The 15,967-nt window shown below is 63.3% G+C and carries 6 protein-coding genes; 5 read left to right on the top strand and 1 reads right to left on the bottom strand.

Annotation, left to right across the window (positions count from 1 at the left end; all coding sequences use genetic code 11):
• Positions 1-194: 194 nt before the first annotated feature.
• The 3 genes from FRT59_RS20720 to FRT59_RS20710 all read left to right on the top strand — a co-directional run bounded on the left by FRT59_RS20720 (position 195) and on the right by FRT59_RS20710 (position 12,460).
• The gene (locus FRT59_RS20720) at positions 195-11,582 is read left to right on the top strand and encodes an autotransporter-associated beta strand repeat-containing protein (RefSeq protein ID WP_198809713.1); all 11,388 of its coding nucleotides are present in this window, start codon (positions 195-197) and stop codon (positions 11,580-11,582) included.
• Positions 11,583-11,796: 214 nt separating this feature from the next.
• Positions 11,797-12,162, top strand: coding sequence for a type II toxin-antitoxin system RelE/ParE family toxin (locus FRT59_RS20715; protein WP_153872236.1), 366 nt, complete (start codon positions 11,797-11,799; stop codon positions 12,160-12,162).
• Complete coding sequence (locus FRT59_RS20710; protein ID WP_034120120.1) at positions 12,155-12,460, top strand: XRE family transcriptional regulator; 306 nt, start codon at positions 12,155-12,157, stop codon at positions 12,458-12,460. The genes FRT59_RS20715 and FRT59_RS20710 overlap by 8 nt, the downstream gene beginning before the upstream one ends.
• 102 nt (positions 12,461-12,562) lie before the next feature.
• On the opposite strand, the gene FRT59_RS20705 is transcribed toward FRT59_RS20710, so the two are convergent.
• Positions 12,563-13,426, bottom strand: coding sequence for an EamA family transporter (locus tag FRT59_RS20705; RefSeq protein WP_153872235.1), 864 nt, complete (start codon positions 13,424-13,426; stop codon positions 12,563-12,565).
• Positions 13,427-13,529: 103 nt separating this feature from the next.
• On the opposite strand from FRT59_RS20705, the gene FRT59_RS20700 reads away from it, so the two are divergent.
• The gene (locus tag FRT59_RS20700; RefSeq protein WP_153872234.1) at positions 13,530-14,312 is read left to right on the top strand and encodes an AraC family transcriptional regulator; all 783 of its coding nucleotides are present in this window, start codon (positions 13,530-13,532) and stop codon (positions 14,310-14,312) included.
• A gap of 87 nt (positions 14,313-14,399) precedes the next feature.
• Complete coding sequence (locus tag FRT59_RS20695) at positions 14,400-15,953, top strand: DUF726 domain-containing protein (protein WP_153872233.1); 1,554 nt, start codon at positions 14,400-14,402, stop codon at positions 15,951-15,953.
• Positions 15,954-15,967: the final 14 nt, after the last annotated feature.

Here is a 15,967-nt window from a genome sequence, read left to right as displayed (position 1 = left end):
CCAATTCTTACGCCGGCTTTACGAAAGTATTAATACCATTTAATTCAATGACTTTTCCGCGGCTCTACTAATGTTTTCGACAACTGGATCAGTAGTCACCACGGTCAGGTTTTTCGAATTCGATGCGTGTGGGTCATTGGGATTGAGCTTCTACGCATTCATGGACGAAACGCTTGGACCATAAGGAGTTGAACGTGGATAGAAGACTTGCGACTGCCGTTACACCTCGTATTTCTGCGCTCTCTCTTGCGATTCGCTTGGGGGTGGCCGGGCTGGTGATGGGCCTGGCGAGTCCGGATGTGCTCGCCGCCTGTACCCCGGCAAGCCCTACGCCCGGTGTGACGGTGACCTGTACGGGCGTGCCGTCATTGCCGCTGTTCCTCAACACCTTCTCCAGTGCGGTCGCCGACTTGACGGTCAACGTCAACGCGGGGGCGCAACTCAATGCGACGCTGGGTGGCAAGGCGCTGACCCTGACCGGCAACAACGCGACCTTGACCAACTCCGGCACGATTGACCCGGCGCTACTCGGGTTTGTTTCAGTGCTGAGCGGTGGCGTAGTCATCGGCAACCCTGCGGCCAGCGCGTTGAACATCACCAACACGGCCACCGGTATCATGCGTGGCACCGGCGCGCTGCTTGGGCTGAACCTGGCCTCGTTGGACGGTATGGCCCTGAACGCCACCAATGGCGTAGGCGGCATCACCACGATCGTCAACAATGGCACCATTGGCTCTTCGTCCTTGCTCGGCCTGACACTGTTCACCTCCGATACGCCGGTGGTGGCGGTTCAAGGCGGCGGGCAGGTCAACATGACCAACAACGGCACCCTGACCGGGCGCGTGGCGTTCGAAAGTTCTGCCACCGGGAATACCTTCCTCAACGCCGGGACCATCTCCGGTGGTGTGTCGATGGGGGCCAGCAGTAGCAATACCTTTATCGCCGTTACAGGGTCGACTGTGAACACAGGCGGTGGTATCGGCCTGAGCCTGGGCGGACTGATCGGCGTAAACCTGACGTTCGCGCCCACCGGCCAGGTGGATGGTGGTGCCCTGGGCAGCAACACCTTGATCCTGCAGAACAACGTCGGCGTCGGCGGTGGTATTACGGGCGCCGGCACGGCGTCGAGCGCCAACTACGTCAACTTCAACAACCTGACCATCAACAGCGGTACCTGGACGCTGCAAGGTCCTTTGGTCAGCGGCAGCACCACGCTTAATGGCGGCATCTCGCAGTTCAATAACAACGCCACATTCGGCAGCGGCGTGTTGACCGCCAACGGCGGGACCATCGAGGCCAGCGGCAACGGTCTGACCCTGGCTAACTTGCTGACCCTGGGCACCGGTGGCTTGACGGTGCAGGGCGCCTCCACCGGGCTGACCTTGGGGGGCGTGCTCTCGGGCACTGGCGGCTTGACCAAGATCGGCACCGGCCAACTGATTCTCAGCGGTGCTAACACCTTCCAGGGCGGCACCACTCTGAACGCCGGCACACTCACCCTGGGCAACGCAGCGGCGCTGGGTACGGGCGCCCTGACCGTGGCAGGCGCGGCGAACCTGGACAGCACTGCGGCACTGACCGCCAACAACGCAATTACTCTGAACGCCAACCTGACCGCCGGCGGCGCCAACCCCCTGAACCTGGGTGGCATCATCAGTGGCGCAGGTGGCCTGATCAAAAACGGCGCCGGCACACTGGGCCTCACTGGCGCCAACACCTACACCGGCGTCACCGCGTTGAACGCCGGCACCTTGAGCGTCGGTTCCAATACGGCGTTGGGCAGCGGCGCGTTGAACGCAGCGGCGGGCACCACCCTGGATGCCAGCGCAGCGGTGAGCCTGGGCAATAACCTCAACCTGGGCGGCAACCTGACCCTAGGCGGCAGCAATGCACTGACCCTGGGCGGCACCATCGCGGGTATCGGCGGCTTGATCAAGAACGGCCCCGCCGACCTGGTCCTCAACGGGGTGAACACCTACCTGGGCAATACGGCGCTGAACACCGGCAAGCTGGTGGTGGGCGCGAGTGGCGCCTTGGGTTCCGGTGCATTGAATGCGGCGGCGGGGACCACCCTGGACGCCAGCACGGCGGCCAGCCTGACCAACGCAATCAACCTGGCCGGCAACCTGGGCATCGGCGGCACGGCCAATCTGACCTTGGGCGGTGTAGTGAATGGCGCCGGCAGCTTGACCAAGAACGGCACGGCCAACCTGGTCCTCAACGGTGCCAATGGGTTCCTCGGTGGCACTGCCCTGAATGCCGGCACCTTGACCGTCGGCAGCAACTCGGCCCTCGGCCTTGGCAACCTGACCGTCGGCGGCGCGGCGACCCTGGACAGCAATGCGGGCGTCAGCCTGGGCAATAACGTTACCCTGAACGCAGGCTTGAGCATCAGCGGTAGCAATAACCTGACCTTGGGCGGTGCGATCGACGGTGCCGGTGGCTTGACCAAGAATGGCCTTGCCAACCTGACCCTCAATGGCAATAACACCTACAGCGGCGGCACCACCCTCAATGCAGGGACCTTGACCCTAGGTAGCCCATTGGCACTGGGCAGCGGTGCCCTGACCGTCGGCGGCGCGGCAACCCTGGACAACAACCCGGCCCTGCAATTTGTCAACGATATTGCCCTCAACGCTGACCTGACCGTCGCCGGCAACAATAACCTGACCATCAACGGTGTGATCAGCGGCGCCGGTAGCCTGATCAAAAACGGCCTGGCTGACCTGGCGCTGTCGGCCAGCAACACCTTCACCGGCGCCGTGGACATTTTGTCCGGCAGCGTCACGCTGTTGAATGCCAATGCCCTGGCTGGCAGTTCCGGCGCCAACGTCGCAGCCGGTGCCGCGCTGAACCTGGGTGTCGACTCCAGCCTGGCCGGCCTCAGTGGCACGGGCGGCGTGGCGGTGGGGGGTGGTTTCAATCTCAGCGTGGGTGGCCTCAGTACCAGCAGTACCTTTGACGGTAGCCTCAGTGGCCCAGGTGGCCTGATCAAGGTCGGCACCGGCACGTTGAATCTCACCGGGATCAATGGCATCACCGGTAACACCGCGATCAATGCGGGCACTCTGAACCTCACCGGTTCCCTGGGCAGCGCTGTGGTCGATGTCAATAACGGCGGCACCCTGACCGGCAGCGGCTCGCTGTTGGGCGATGTGAATATCAACAACGGCGGGCACTTGGCCCTGGGCAGTGGCGCGACCTTGTCCGCCGGCAGCTTGACCATGAATGCCGGCGCGAATATGGATGTGGCGCTCGGTGCACCTTCGCTGACCTCGTTGCTGAACGTCGGCGGCAATGTGAACCTGGCCGGCAACCTCAATGTCAGCGATGCCGGTGGTTTCGGCGCCGGTGTGTATCGCTTGATCAACTACACCGGTAGCCTGGGCGGCTCGTTGAATGTGAGCAGTGTGCCGGTGGGCTATGGCCTGGGTGACCTGTTGGTACAAACTTCGGTGGGCAACCAGGTCAACCTGGTGGTGTCAGCGCCGAACATTCGCTTCTGGGACGGCAGCAACAACGTGGCCAACGGCAGCGTTGACGGTGGCAGCGGCACATGGACAGCGGGCGGTACTAACTGGACCTCGGCCGACGGCATTCTCAACCAGACGTGGGGCGGCGGTTTTGCGGTGTTCCAAGGTGCGGCGGGTACCGTCAGCGTCGATGGCGCGCAAACCATCACCGGTCTGCAGTTCGTCACTGATGGCTACTCCCTGGTCAATGGCACCGGTGGGCAATTGAACACCGGCAGTGGCAACTTCGCGGTGCGCGTCGACCCGCTGGCGACTGCGACCATCGGCGTCGATGTAACCGGGGCAGGCGTCCTGAATAAACTCGATACCGGCACCCTGGTGCTCAATGGCGCCAACACCTACACCGGCGGCACCGCGCTCAATGGCGGCACGCTGGTGGTCGGCAGCAACTCCGCGCTGGGCACGGGTACCCTGACCGCTGCGGCTGGCACCACACTGGACAGCAATGCGCCCGTGACCCTGGGCAATGATGCGGTACTCAACGGCGCCCTGACGGTTGGCGGCAGCAACGCCTTGGCGCTCAATGGCGTGATCAGCGGCATCGGTGGCCTGGTCAAGAACGGCGGCGCCAGCCTGACCCTGGGCGGCAACAACACTTACCTGGGTTCCACCGCCCTGAATGCCGGTGGCCTGATCCTGGCTGCCAATACGGCACTGGGCAGTGGCGCGTTGAACGCGGCAGGCGGTACCACGCTGGATGCGAGCACTGCGCTGACCGTCAACAATGCAATCAACCTGGCCGGTAACCTGGGCATCGGCGGCACAGCCGACCTGACCCTGGGCGGTAACGTCAACGGTGTCGGCAGCCTGACCAAGAATGGCGCGGCCAACCTGACCCTCAACGCTGCCAATGGCTTCCTCGGTGGTACCACGCTGAATGCCGGCACACTGACCCTGGGCAATGCAGCAGCTCTGGGCCTGGGCAACCTCACTGTTGGCGGTGCAGCGACGCTGGATAACAACACTGCGTTGAGCGTCGGCAACAATGCCGTATTGAACGCGGCGCTGACGGTGGCCGGCGGCAATGACCTGGCGTTGGGTGGCCTGCTCACCGGCACCGGCGCGCTGGTAAAAAACGGCGCGGCCAACCTGACGCTCAATGGCGTCAACACCTATCAAGGCGGCACCACCCTCAATGCCGGCACCTTGACCCTGGGCACGGCAGCGGCCCTGGGTACCGGCGCCTTGACGGTCGGCGGTGCGGCCAGCTTGGCCAACAGCACACCGCTGGTACTGGCCAATGCGGTCAACCTCAACGCTAACCTGAACGTGGGCGGCGCCAATAACAACCTGACCCTGGCCGGCGTGCTGGCGGGCAGCGGCAGCCTGATCAAGTCCGGCAGCGCTGACCTGACTGTGACTGGCAACAACAGCTTCTCGGGCCTGTTCGACGTGCAATCCGGCAGCCTCAGCACCCTGGGCAACGGGGCGTTGGGTGTGGGGGCGGGCGTGAACCTGGCCAGCGGCACCTCGCTGAACCTGGGTGGCTCGGCCAGCCTGGGCGCATTGACCGGCAACGGCCTGGCACTGGTGGGCGCCGGCAACACCTTGAGTGTGGGCGGCACTAACCTCAACAGCAGCTTCAACGGCATCCTCACCGGTGCCGGTAATCTCGCCAAGGACGGCACGGGCGCCTTGACCCTCGGCGGCGTCAGTGCGTTGACCGGGGATACCCAGGTCAACGCCGGCAGTCTGCTTGTCAACGGCTCGCTGGCCAGCGCGAATGTGGCGGTGGGCAACGGCGCGACCCTGGGTGGTACCGGCACTTTGCTGGGCAATGTGACCATCGCCGATGGCGGCCACCTGACCGTCAACTCGGGCAATACCCTGACCACCGGTGCGCTGTTGCTCAACGCCAATTCCAACCTGGACGCGGGCCTCGGCGCTCCGTCCACCGGCGGCACAGCGCTGGTACAGGTCAACGGTAACCTGACCCTGGACGGTACGCTGAATGTCAGCGATATCGGCGGCTTCGGCGCCGGTATCTACCGCCTGATCGACTACACCGGCGGCCTGACCAACAACGGCCTGCAACTGGGCAGCCTGCCGGTGAATATCCCGGCCACCGACCTGGACCTGCAAACTGCCATCGGCAATCAGATCAACCTGCTGGTCAACGGCAATACCACTGTGCAGTTCTGGGACGGCAGCCAAACCAGCGGCAACGGTGCCATCGAAGGCGGCAGCGGTACGTGGAGCGCAGGTGGCAGCAACTGGACCGGCGTCAATGGCGCATTCAATACCGCCTGGGCGCCGAACAGTTTCGCGGTGTTCCAAGGCACTGCGGGCACTGTCACCGTTGACGGTGCGCAAGCCATCACCGGTTTGCAGTTCGTCACAGATGGCTACACCCTGGCCGGCGGCGCGGCGGGCGCCTTGACCCTGTTCAATGGCACCGGTGGCAATACCGCCGTGCGGGTCGACCCTGGCGTCACCGCTACCCTGGGCGTCACGCTCAACGGCGGCGGCACCCTGGCCAAGCTGGATGCGGGCACCCTGGTGCTCAACGGTGCCAACAGCTACACCGGAGGCACCGCGCTCAATGGCGGCACCCTGGTAGTTGGCAATGACAGTGCCTTGAGCAGCGGTTTACTGACCACCGCCAATGGCACCACCCTGGACAGCAATGCCGCGGTCAACCTGGCCAATAATGTGAACGTCAACGGCACGTTAACGGTCGGTGGCAGCAATGCACTGACCCTGGCCGGTAGCGTGGCGGGCACCGGTAGCCTGATCAAGAACGGCATCGCCAACCTGACCCTCAGCGGCAACAACACCTACGCCGGCCCCACCGCACTGAACGCGGGCGGGCTGATCCTCGCATCCAATACCGCACTCGGCAACGGTGCCTTGAACGCGGCAGCCGGCACCACCCTCGATAGCAGCACCGCGGTGGCCCTGGCCAACACGGTGAACCTGGCCGGTAACCTGGGCATTCTGGGTAGCGCCGACCTGAGCCTGAACGGCTTGGTCAGCGGCGCGGGCGGCCTGACCAAAACCGGTACCGGCAACCTGACCCTCAATGGTGCCAATGCCTACCTTGGCGGCACCCAGTTGAATGCCGGTTCGTTGACCCTGGGCAATGGGGCGGCACTCGGCAGCGGTGCGTTGGCGGTCAATGGTGCGGCGACGCTGGACACCAGCACCGCGCTGGTCCTGGCCAACAACACCAGCCTGAATGCCGCGCTGACCGTCGGCGGCAGCAACGACCTTAGCCTTGATGGCGTAGTGGATGGCGCTGGTTCGCTGACTAAGGCCGGTGGCGCCAACCTGACCCTCAACGGTGCCAATACCTACAGCGGCGGCACGGCACTGAATGCCGGTACGCTGACCCTCGGCAACGCCACGGCCCTCGGCTCGGGTGCCTTGACCGTCGGCGGTGCGGCGAACCTGGCCAATAGCGCGCCGCTGGTGCTGGCCAATGCGGTCAACCTCGACGGCGACCTGACCGTCGCTGGCAACAATAACCTGACCCTGGCGGGTGTACTCGCCGGCAATGCGGCGCTGATCAAGAATGGCGCGGCAGACCTGCTGCTGACTGGCAACAACAGCTTCAGCGGCCCCCTCACTGTGGCGTCGGGCAGCGTGACCACGCAGGGTAATGGCGCGCTGGGCAATACCTCCGGCGTCACCGTCGGCACAGGCGCCAGCCTCAACCTGGGTGGCAATGCCAGCCTCAACAGCCTGGCCGGCAACGGTGCGGTGCAGGTGGCAGGCGGCAACACGTTGGCGGTGGGTGGCAGCAATCTGGACAACACCTTTGGCGGTTCGCTGGGCGGTGCCGGCAACCTGGATAAAAACGGCATTGGTGTGCTCAACCTGACTGGCACCAACGGCATCAGCGGCGCGGCCAACGTCAATGGCGGCACCTTGAATGTCACAGGTTCCCTGGCCAGCGGTACGGTAGCGGTGAACAACGGTGCGACCCTGACCGGCAGCGGTGCCCTTGCCGGCGCCGTTACTGTGGCCGACGGTGGCCATATCGGCCTGAACGCTGGCAGCACACTGTCGGTAGGCTCGCTGGTGCTGGGCAGCAATGCCAACCTGGACGTCGGCCTCGGCATCCCAGCGGTGGGCGGCGGCAGCGGGCTGCTTAATGTCGGCGGCGACCTGACCCTGGACGGCAACCTCAATGTCACCGATATCGGCGGCTTTGGCAGCGGCCTCTACAACCTCATCAACTACACCGGGGCCTTGACCGATAACGGCCTGGCCCTCGGCACACTGCCGGGCAGCGTGATCCCGGGTGACCTGCAAGTGCAGACTGCGATCAATAACAAGGTCAACCTGCTGGTCACCGCGCCCAACACCACCGTGCAGTTCTGGGACGGCAATAACCTGATCGGCAACGGTGCCATCGACGGCGGTAACGGTACCTGGAACGCCGGTAATACCAACTGGACCAACGTTGACGGCACCTTTAACCAAGGCTGGGGTAACAGTTTTGCAGTGTTCCAAGGGGCGGCCGGCACTGTGACGGTGGACGGCACGCAAAACATCACCGGCCTGCAGTTCGTCACCGATGGCTACAACCTGGCCTCCGGCACGGCGGGCGTGCTCAACCTGGTCAATGGCGGCACCGGCAACACCGCGGTACGCGTTGACCCGAATGTCACCGCGACCCTGGGTGTGACCCTCAACGGTGCCGGCACCCTGGCCAAACTCGACAGCGGCACCCTGGTGCTCAACGGCGCGAATGGCTACACCGGCGGCACCGCGTTGAATGGCGGCACGCTGGTGGTCGGTAACAACAGTGCTCTCGGCACCGGCGTGCTGACGGCGGCCGGCGGCACCACCCTGGACAGTAACGCGGCGGTGACCCTGGCCAACGCGACGGTCCTCAATGGTGCCCTGGCGGTGGGCGGCAACAATGCGCTGACGCTCAATGGCGGCATCAGTGGCAGCGGCAGCCTGGTGAAAAACGGCGCTGCGACGTTGACCCTCAACGGCACCAACAGCTACAGCGGCGGCACCGGCCTGAACGCCGGTCAATTGGTCCTCGGCAATAACGCGGCCCTGGGCAGTGGCGCACTGACGGTTGGCGGCGCCGCGCAACTGGACGGTGGCACTGACCTGCAACTGGCCAATGCCATTAACCTTGGCGGTCCTCTGAGCCTGACAGGCAGCCATGACCTGGCCCTCAACGGCGTAGTCAGCGGCACCGGCAGCCTGGTGAAAAACGGTAACGGCGCCTTGTTGCTGACCGGTGCCAACACCTACAGCGGCGGCACTACGCTCAACGGCGGCAGCACCACCGGCACCACCAACAGCCTGCAAGGCGCCATTGCCAACAATGCGACATTGACCTTCGAGCAAGCCACCGACGGTACCTACACCGGCAACCTCACCGGTACTGGCGTGTTGAATAAAACCGGGACAGGCGCGTTGCTGCTCAGTGGCAACAACACCTTTACTGGCAACACCAACGTCAACACGGGCAGCCTGCTGGTCAACGGCAGCTTGAACAGTGCCTCCGTGCAAGTCGCCAGCGGCGCGACCCTCGGCGGCAGCGGCACCCTGGGCGGGGCGGTGAGCATGGCGGACGGCTCAGTGCTCAAGGCGGGAGCTGCGGCGCCACTGTCGGTGGGCTCGCTGGCCTTGTCGTCGGGCACCACTCTGGACTTCGCCCTCGGCGCGCCGGGTGCCTCGAGCACGGCAGTGAATGTCGCCGGCAACCTGACCCTGGACGGCACGCTTAACGTCAGCGATGCGGGCGGCTTCGGTCTTGGCGTGTACCAACTGTTCCGCTACGGCGGCAGCTTGACCGACAACGGCCTCACCTTCGGCACCTTGCCCGTCGCACTCGGCAATGTGAGCCTGCAAACCGCTCTGGCCAACCAGCTCAACCTGGTGGTGCAAACTGCTCCAGGGCAGATCCAGTTCTGGAACGGCGGCACCACCAACCCGAATGGCAGCATCACCGGCGGCAGCGGCACCTGGGGGCCAAGCACCAATTGGACCGATCCGACGGGCACCCAAGGCCAGACGTCCACCAACCAGTTCGCCGTATTTGGCGGGCAGGGCGGCACCGTGACAGTGGTCGGCAACCAAGGCTTCACCGGCCTGCAATTCCTCGACGCCGGTTACACGCTGACGGCTGGCGCAGGGGGTAGCTTGAGCCCGACCAACGCGGCGGATGGCAGCCTGGCGGCGGTGCGGGTGAACTCCGGCGTAACCACTCAGATCGATGCACCTCTGGTGGGCACCGGCGGGATCAACAAGCTGGACTCCGGCACCTTACTGCTGACCGGCGCCAATACTTACACCGGCGGCACTACGGTCAGTGGCGGTACGCTGGCGGGTAACACCACCAGCCTGCGCGGCAATATCCTCAACAACGCCAATTTGCTGTTCGTCCAGCCCACCAATGGTCAGTTCAGCGGCACCTTGAGCGGCACCGGTGCCCTGGTCAAACAAGGCGCGGGCGCGTTGTTGCTGACCGGCAACCAGCCCTTCAGCGGCACCGTTGCTGTTGATCAAGGCGTGCTGCAAGTGGGTAACGCGGCCAACCCTGGCGCAGTGCTCGGCGGCCAAGTCACCGTGGCCAACGGTGCGGGCCTGACCGGCAACGGCAGTGTCGGTTCGCTGGTCAACAATGGCTCTGTGAGCCCTGATGGCGGCAAGTTGACTGTGGCCGGCAATTTCACCAACGCCAGCACAGGTGCGCTGAACCTGGTGATCACCCCATCCACCACTGGCTCCCTGGCCGTCGGCGGCACCGCCAACCTGGGCGGCACCTTGAATGTGATCAACCTGGCACCGTATGCCGGCGCGACCACCTACACGCTGCTGACCGCAGGCGCGGTCAACGGCACGTTTACCACCACCAACCTGGAGAACCTGGCGTTCCTCAATACCGCGTTGAACTACAGCCCAACCCAAGTGGCCCTGGCGGTCAGCCGTAACAACGTCAGCTACGCCAGCGTGGCGGCCACCGGTAACCAGCGCGGCGTTGCGGCGGCGTTGGGCAGCGGTGCGGCAGTCGGTGGCGCGGCGGTGCAGAACGCGCTGCTCAACACTGACGTGGCAGGGGCGCGTGCAGCCTTCGACAGCTTGTCTGGCGAGATCCACGCCAGCACCGCCAGCGCGATGCTCGAAGATTCGCGTTACGTGCGTGACGCGGTCAACGAGCGCTTGCGCCAACCCGGCTGCTACCGCGAGGACGACCCACGCAATGCCCTGGCGCCAAGCGAAAATCGCCTTACCAGCGCCGGTTGCCATGGCGAGATGGTCGGTTGGATGCGTGTGCTCGGCACCTGGGGGCATATGGGCGGTGACAGCAACACCGCCAAGCTGGACCGCAACCTCAGCGGCTTCCTGCTCGGCACCGACAAACAAGTGGATGACGCCTGGCGCGTCGGCGTAGCCGCTGGCTACACCCGCAGCGACCTGGATGCCAAGCGCCGCAACTCCAGCGCCGACGTCGACAGCTACCACCTGATGGCCTACACCGCGTACCAGCAAGAAGCCTTCGCCGCACGCATGGGCGTGGCGTACAGCTGGCATGACATCGAAAGCAAACGCAACGTGGCCGTGGGCGGTGAGGGGCAGCGCCTAAAAGCTGATTACAAGGCACGCAGTGCGCAGGTATTCGGTGAAGTCGGCTACACCATCCAAACCGGTAGCGTCGCCCTGGAACCGTTCGCCGGCCTGGCCTACGTCAACTACGACAGCGATACCATCAAGGAAAAAGGCGGTTCGGCTGCCCTGCGCGGCGATGCCGACCAGGACATCACCTACTCGACCTTGGGCGTACGCATCGGCCAGACCATCACCTTGGGCAACGGCTCGAAACTCACCCCACGAGGCAGCATCGGCTGGCGCCATGCCTTTGGCGATACCAAGCCTGACGCCGACCTGAGCTTTATCAACGGCGGTGGCTCGTTCAGCACCCAGGGCGTGCCGATTGCCAAGGACAGCGCGGTAGTGGAAGCGGGCCTGGACTACCAGATCAGCCAGAACGGCAAGCTGGGTCTGGGCTACTCGGGTCAACTTTCGCGCAACGACAAGGACCATGCAGTGACGGTCAGTTTCTCCCTCGGTTTTTGATCAAGGCCGAGTTTTTTGAACCGCCCGTGAGGGCGGTTTTTTTTGGAAAAAATTCTTGAAGTAATACGCTGGCGCATAAATGCATGGGGTTTATTGCTCACCCGCCTGGCTGAAGAATGTACACACAATTTCCTCTGGAGCGCGATTGGCTGGACAACCAGCGTCGGCCTAAAGTTATGCCCTTGAGTTTATATTCCTTGGGTGGCATATTTGCATGGTCTGGGACATTGAATACACGGATGAATTCGGAGAGTGGTGGGGTGGCTTGGATGCGAAGGCGCAATCTTCGGTGGCGGCCAGTGTTGATTTGCTGGAGCTGTTCGGGCCGGGGCTGCGCTTTCCCCATAGCAGCGATATCAAGGGCGCTCGACACGGCAACCTGCGAGAGCTGCGGGTCCAGCACGCAGGACGACCTTATAGAGTGTTGTATGCCTTCGATTTTCGGCGCTGTGCAGTGTTGCTGATAGGTGGCGATAAAACCGCACAGCACCGTTGGTACCACGAGTACGTACCCTTGGCCGAGAAGCTATACGACGTACATTTAGAAACATTGCGTAAAGAGGGCCGTGACCATGGCTAAGAAATTCGCGGAACTGAAAGCTCGCATGACGCCCGAGTCGCGCGCCGATGCTGAGCAGATACTTCAGCAACATTTGAAAGAAATGCCGCTGCATGAGCTGCGCAAGGCCCAGCAATTGAGCCAGGCAAGCCTGGCGAAGGCATTGAACATCAATCAGGCGGCGGTTTCGAAGATGGAGCGTCGTACTGATATGTACATCAGTACATTGCGTGACTACATCCGTGCGATGGGCGGCGAGTTGGAAATCATCGCTACCTTCCCAGATGGCCAGGTCAAGATTGACAACTTCGCTTGCTGACACTGATGAACCACCCGTAAGCCCGGTCAAAGCCGGGCTTTTGGCTATCTGCGTTGTAGTGGGACGATCAAAGTCCCCGATTTCTGGCAGGGTTATCTATCGCTAGACACGAGCGCTTTTGCGATAAAGCCCCACTGCCAGCCCGATAATGATCACGGCGATGAAGAGCCAATGGAGCGTGCTAATGCGTTCGCCCAGTATCAGCATCGAACTGGCAATGCCGAACACTGGAATCAACAGCGACAGCGGCGCCACGGTGGACACCGGGTAGGCCTTGAGCAGGGTATTCCAGCCCCAGTAGGCAAAATGCGTGGCAAGGTAGACCTGGAACAGGATCGACGCTATGGCGGTCAAGTCGAGCGCCGCCGGTACGCTGTCGAACGCGGCGCTGCCGTGCAGCCACCAGGCCATGAGGAACAGCGGAATCGGCGGGAACAGGCTGGCCCATACCATGAACGAGAAAATTTCCTTCACCCCCGAGATCTTGATGATCACATTGCCGATGCTCCAGGCCAACGCACTGAGCACAATCAACAATACTCCCTGCACGGCGTGGTCACCGTGCTGGGTAGCGATGATCCCCGTCAGGCCGATCAAGGCGAGAAAAGCGCCGAGCCACTGCGCACCACGGATTTTTTCCTTGAACAGCACACAACCCCAACCCAGGCTGAAAAATACGCTGAGCTGGATGAGCAACGAGGCAATGCCCGGGCTAACACCCCGTTGGATGCCATAGTTGATCACGCCCCACATGCCCAGGCCGAAGATAACGCCATAGGCCGCCACATAGCCGAACTTGACCGCTGGGCGGCGGATGATGAACACCAGTGGCAAGGCGGCAAGAGCAAAGCGAATGCCGGTCAGCACAAACGGATCGATTGAGTGCAGGCCCAGTTTGGTGATGGGAAAGTTCAGGCCCCAGACCAGGGTGACCAGGAGGGCGAGGGCCAGGTGTTTCTTGTGCATGGTGGTTCCTTGGGCGCGGGCAGGGGCTTCAAAGGTGAGAATGTTAGGGGGCGACGCTGTGGCCCGCTTGCTATGCCAGGTCATAGTTTGACAATATCGGGCCATGATCCCGACCTTTGATCCCAACGACCCCGACGCGGTGGTCACCCTGCGCCAGTATCCCGGTGGCAGCGTGTTCGAGCGGCATACCCACGTGCGGGGTCAGTTTGCCTACGCTTCCACCGGCGCGATGAGAATGTTCACCGACCTCGGCAATTGGGTAGTGCCGCCGCAGCGGGCTATCTGGGTGCCAGCGGGTGTGCCCCATGCCATGCACATGCGCGGTGAGGTGGTCATGTTGAACACTTACCTGGATGACGAAGCTGCCCGCCGTGCCGGCCTGCAGGCGCATTGCCAGGTGTTCGAGGTGTCGCCGCTGCTCAGGCATTTGTTGCAAGCGGCGCTGGCGATCGGGCCTTCGGCGGTGGGCGGTGTCCGCCAGCTCAGTGTGCTGGCGCTGTTGGTGGATGAAATCGGCGCCATGGCCGAGTTGCCCCTCAGCGCGCCGCTACCCGCTGAACCGCGCTTGGCGCGGGCGTGCCAACGCTTTCTGGAGGCGCCGACGCAGGCTGTTTCCCTCGACGAGATGGCCGCGTGGGCGAGCATGAGCCGGCGCACCTTCACCCGGCATTTCCATGACAGCACTGGCATGACGTTTGTGGCCTGGCGCCAGCAGGTTTGCCTGTTGGAGGCCACGGCCCAGCTCGGTCAGGGTGCGTCTATTACCGAGGTAGCGCTGGCGTTGGGTTTCAGCAGTTCCAGTGCATTCACCTCGGTGTTCCGCCGCAATCTGGGGGATTCCCCAACGCGCTACCTGGGCAGGTCCAAGGCGACACCCTTGTTCTGAGCCGGGCACACGTCGGTCAGGATTCACCTTTCCTATCGGCTCTGTTTGTTACTATCGCCGTCCCTTGCCACCAGGAGTCACCGGCCCATGCAACACCAGTGGGATGAAATGCACCGCACCCGCAAGCCCACGTTCGTCCTGTGTGGCGAGCCACAGGGGGATGTGCTCAATCTCTATGTTCACGGCTACTCGGCTTTCTTCAACCGTCAGCAACTGGGCAGTTTCAAGGAACAACTGGCGGGTATCGAAGGCTCGACCAACCTGATGCTGTTCTGGCCGGCGGGGCACTTTCTGGAAAACCTGTTTGCGCCGTTCAAGGATGTGATCACTTCGATGCTCGGCGGCGGCGGCCTGGGCGCCGCGACGGTGGGCGTGGGCAAGGCGATTGGCTATTTTCTTGACCATTACAAGAGTGTCGAGGCGCGGGTCGATGAAGTGGCCAAGACCTTGCTGCCCGAGCTGGCCGGCTACCTGCACGCCGAGTCACTGCCGGTGCGGCGCATCAACCTGATCGGCCACTCCCTGGGCGCAAGAATCCTGGTCAAGAGCCTGCTGGCCAGCCCCGAGGTGGCCCGCGAACTGCCGTTGCATAACCTGTTGCTGATGGGCGGGGCGATCTGTACATCGAGCCCTTGGGATGACGTGTCGGCGCCGCTCAAGGGGCGGCTGATCAACTGTCATTCGAGCAAGGACTGGGCGCTGGCCATGAAACCGGATACCGAACGGTGCATCGGTCGTTATGCGATTGACGTGACGCCCGCGCTCAAGACCAAGGTCACCAATGTGCACCTGGCCAGCTTCGATCATGCCGCCTACTGGCCGCAGTTGAAGACCGTGGTGCAGTACACCGACTTGCTGCAGGAGCGGCGCGGCATGATCCGTGCGGACCAGCGCAGCAGTGAAGTGCGCTTTGCCGAGGAGGATGGAGATTTGTTCCCGGCACTGGTGCAGGCGCGACCGGATGAGTTGAAGTTCCTCGCCGAGCTGATGGCGCAAAAGCGCAGTGCCTCGATTGATGCCAATGTGCGCGAACCGTTGAAGCTGGCCATCGAGTTGCAGCGCATGGGCGGTGACAGCTTTATGAACCTGGCCCGTGGTCACGGCGTGGGCTATCGCCAGATTGCCGAGGATGTGGCGCAGCGTTTGGGCATCACGTTCGACGAACCGCTTGGAAACGTGGTGCTGGCGGATATCGAAGGGCAAGTCGCAGAAAAACTGATCGAGCAGTACAAGGACAAGCTCAGCCGCGCCGACCGCCAGGCGTTCGATGCCGAGCTCAAGGCCGCTGCGCAAAAAGAGCAGGGCCTGTTCACCCGCTTCGATGTGGGCCGGTCGGCCACGACAGCCTTGAGCGGCACCGCGCTGGCCGGGCTGACCGGGTTTATCCTGCGGCGCGGTGCGGCCACGGCGATTCCGCTGGTGGGCCAGGCGCTGGCCGCGGCGATGTTGCTGGTCAGCGGTGTACGGGCGTTTTCCGGCCCGGCGTATTCGATCACCACCCTGGCGGTCTTGGTGATCGGCGTGATTCGCCAGCGCATGGAGCGCGAGGCGCTGAACCAGGAGCTGGACCTGGTGGTGCAAGTGGTGGAAGCGTTTGACCTGCCGCGGGACACGGTGATGCGCACGGTCGCGTCTGACTGATAAGCTGCTGCCCA

The organism is Pseudomonas haemolytica (assembly GCF_009659625.1).
Classification (GTDB): Bacteria; Pseudomonadota; Gammaproteobacteria; order Pseudomonadales; family Pseudomonadaceae; genus Aquipseudomonas; species Aquipseudomonas haemolytica.
This window is presented reverse-complemented; position numbering and strand designations above follow the sequence as displayed.

Bases quoted from the DNA above. Each gene is read 5' to 3' on its own strand.
- FRT59_RS20715 (WP_153872236.1), top strand. From the start codon at position 11,797: ATGGTCTGGGACATTGAATACACGGATGAATTCGGAGAGTGGTGGGGT.
- FRT59_RS20710 (WP_034120120.1), top strand. From the start codon at position 12,155: ATGGCTAAGAAATTCGCGGAACTGAAAGCTCGCATGACGCCCGAGTCG.
- FRT59_RS20705 (WP_153872235.1), bottom strand. From the start codon at position 13,426: ATGCACAAGAAACACCTGGCCCTCGCCCTCCTGGTCACCCTGGTCTGG.
- FRT59_RS20700 (WP_153872234.1), top strand. From the start codon at position 13,530: ATGATCCCGACCTTTGATCCCAACGACCCCGACGCGGTGGTCACCCTG.
- FRT59_RS20695 (WP_153872233.1), top strand. From the start codon at position 14,400: ATGCAACACCAGTGGGATGAAATGCACCGCACCCGCAAGCCCACGTTC.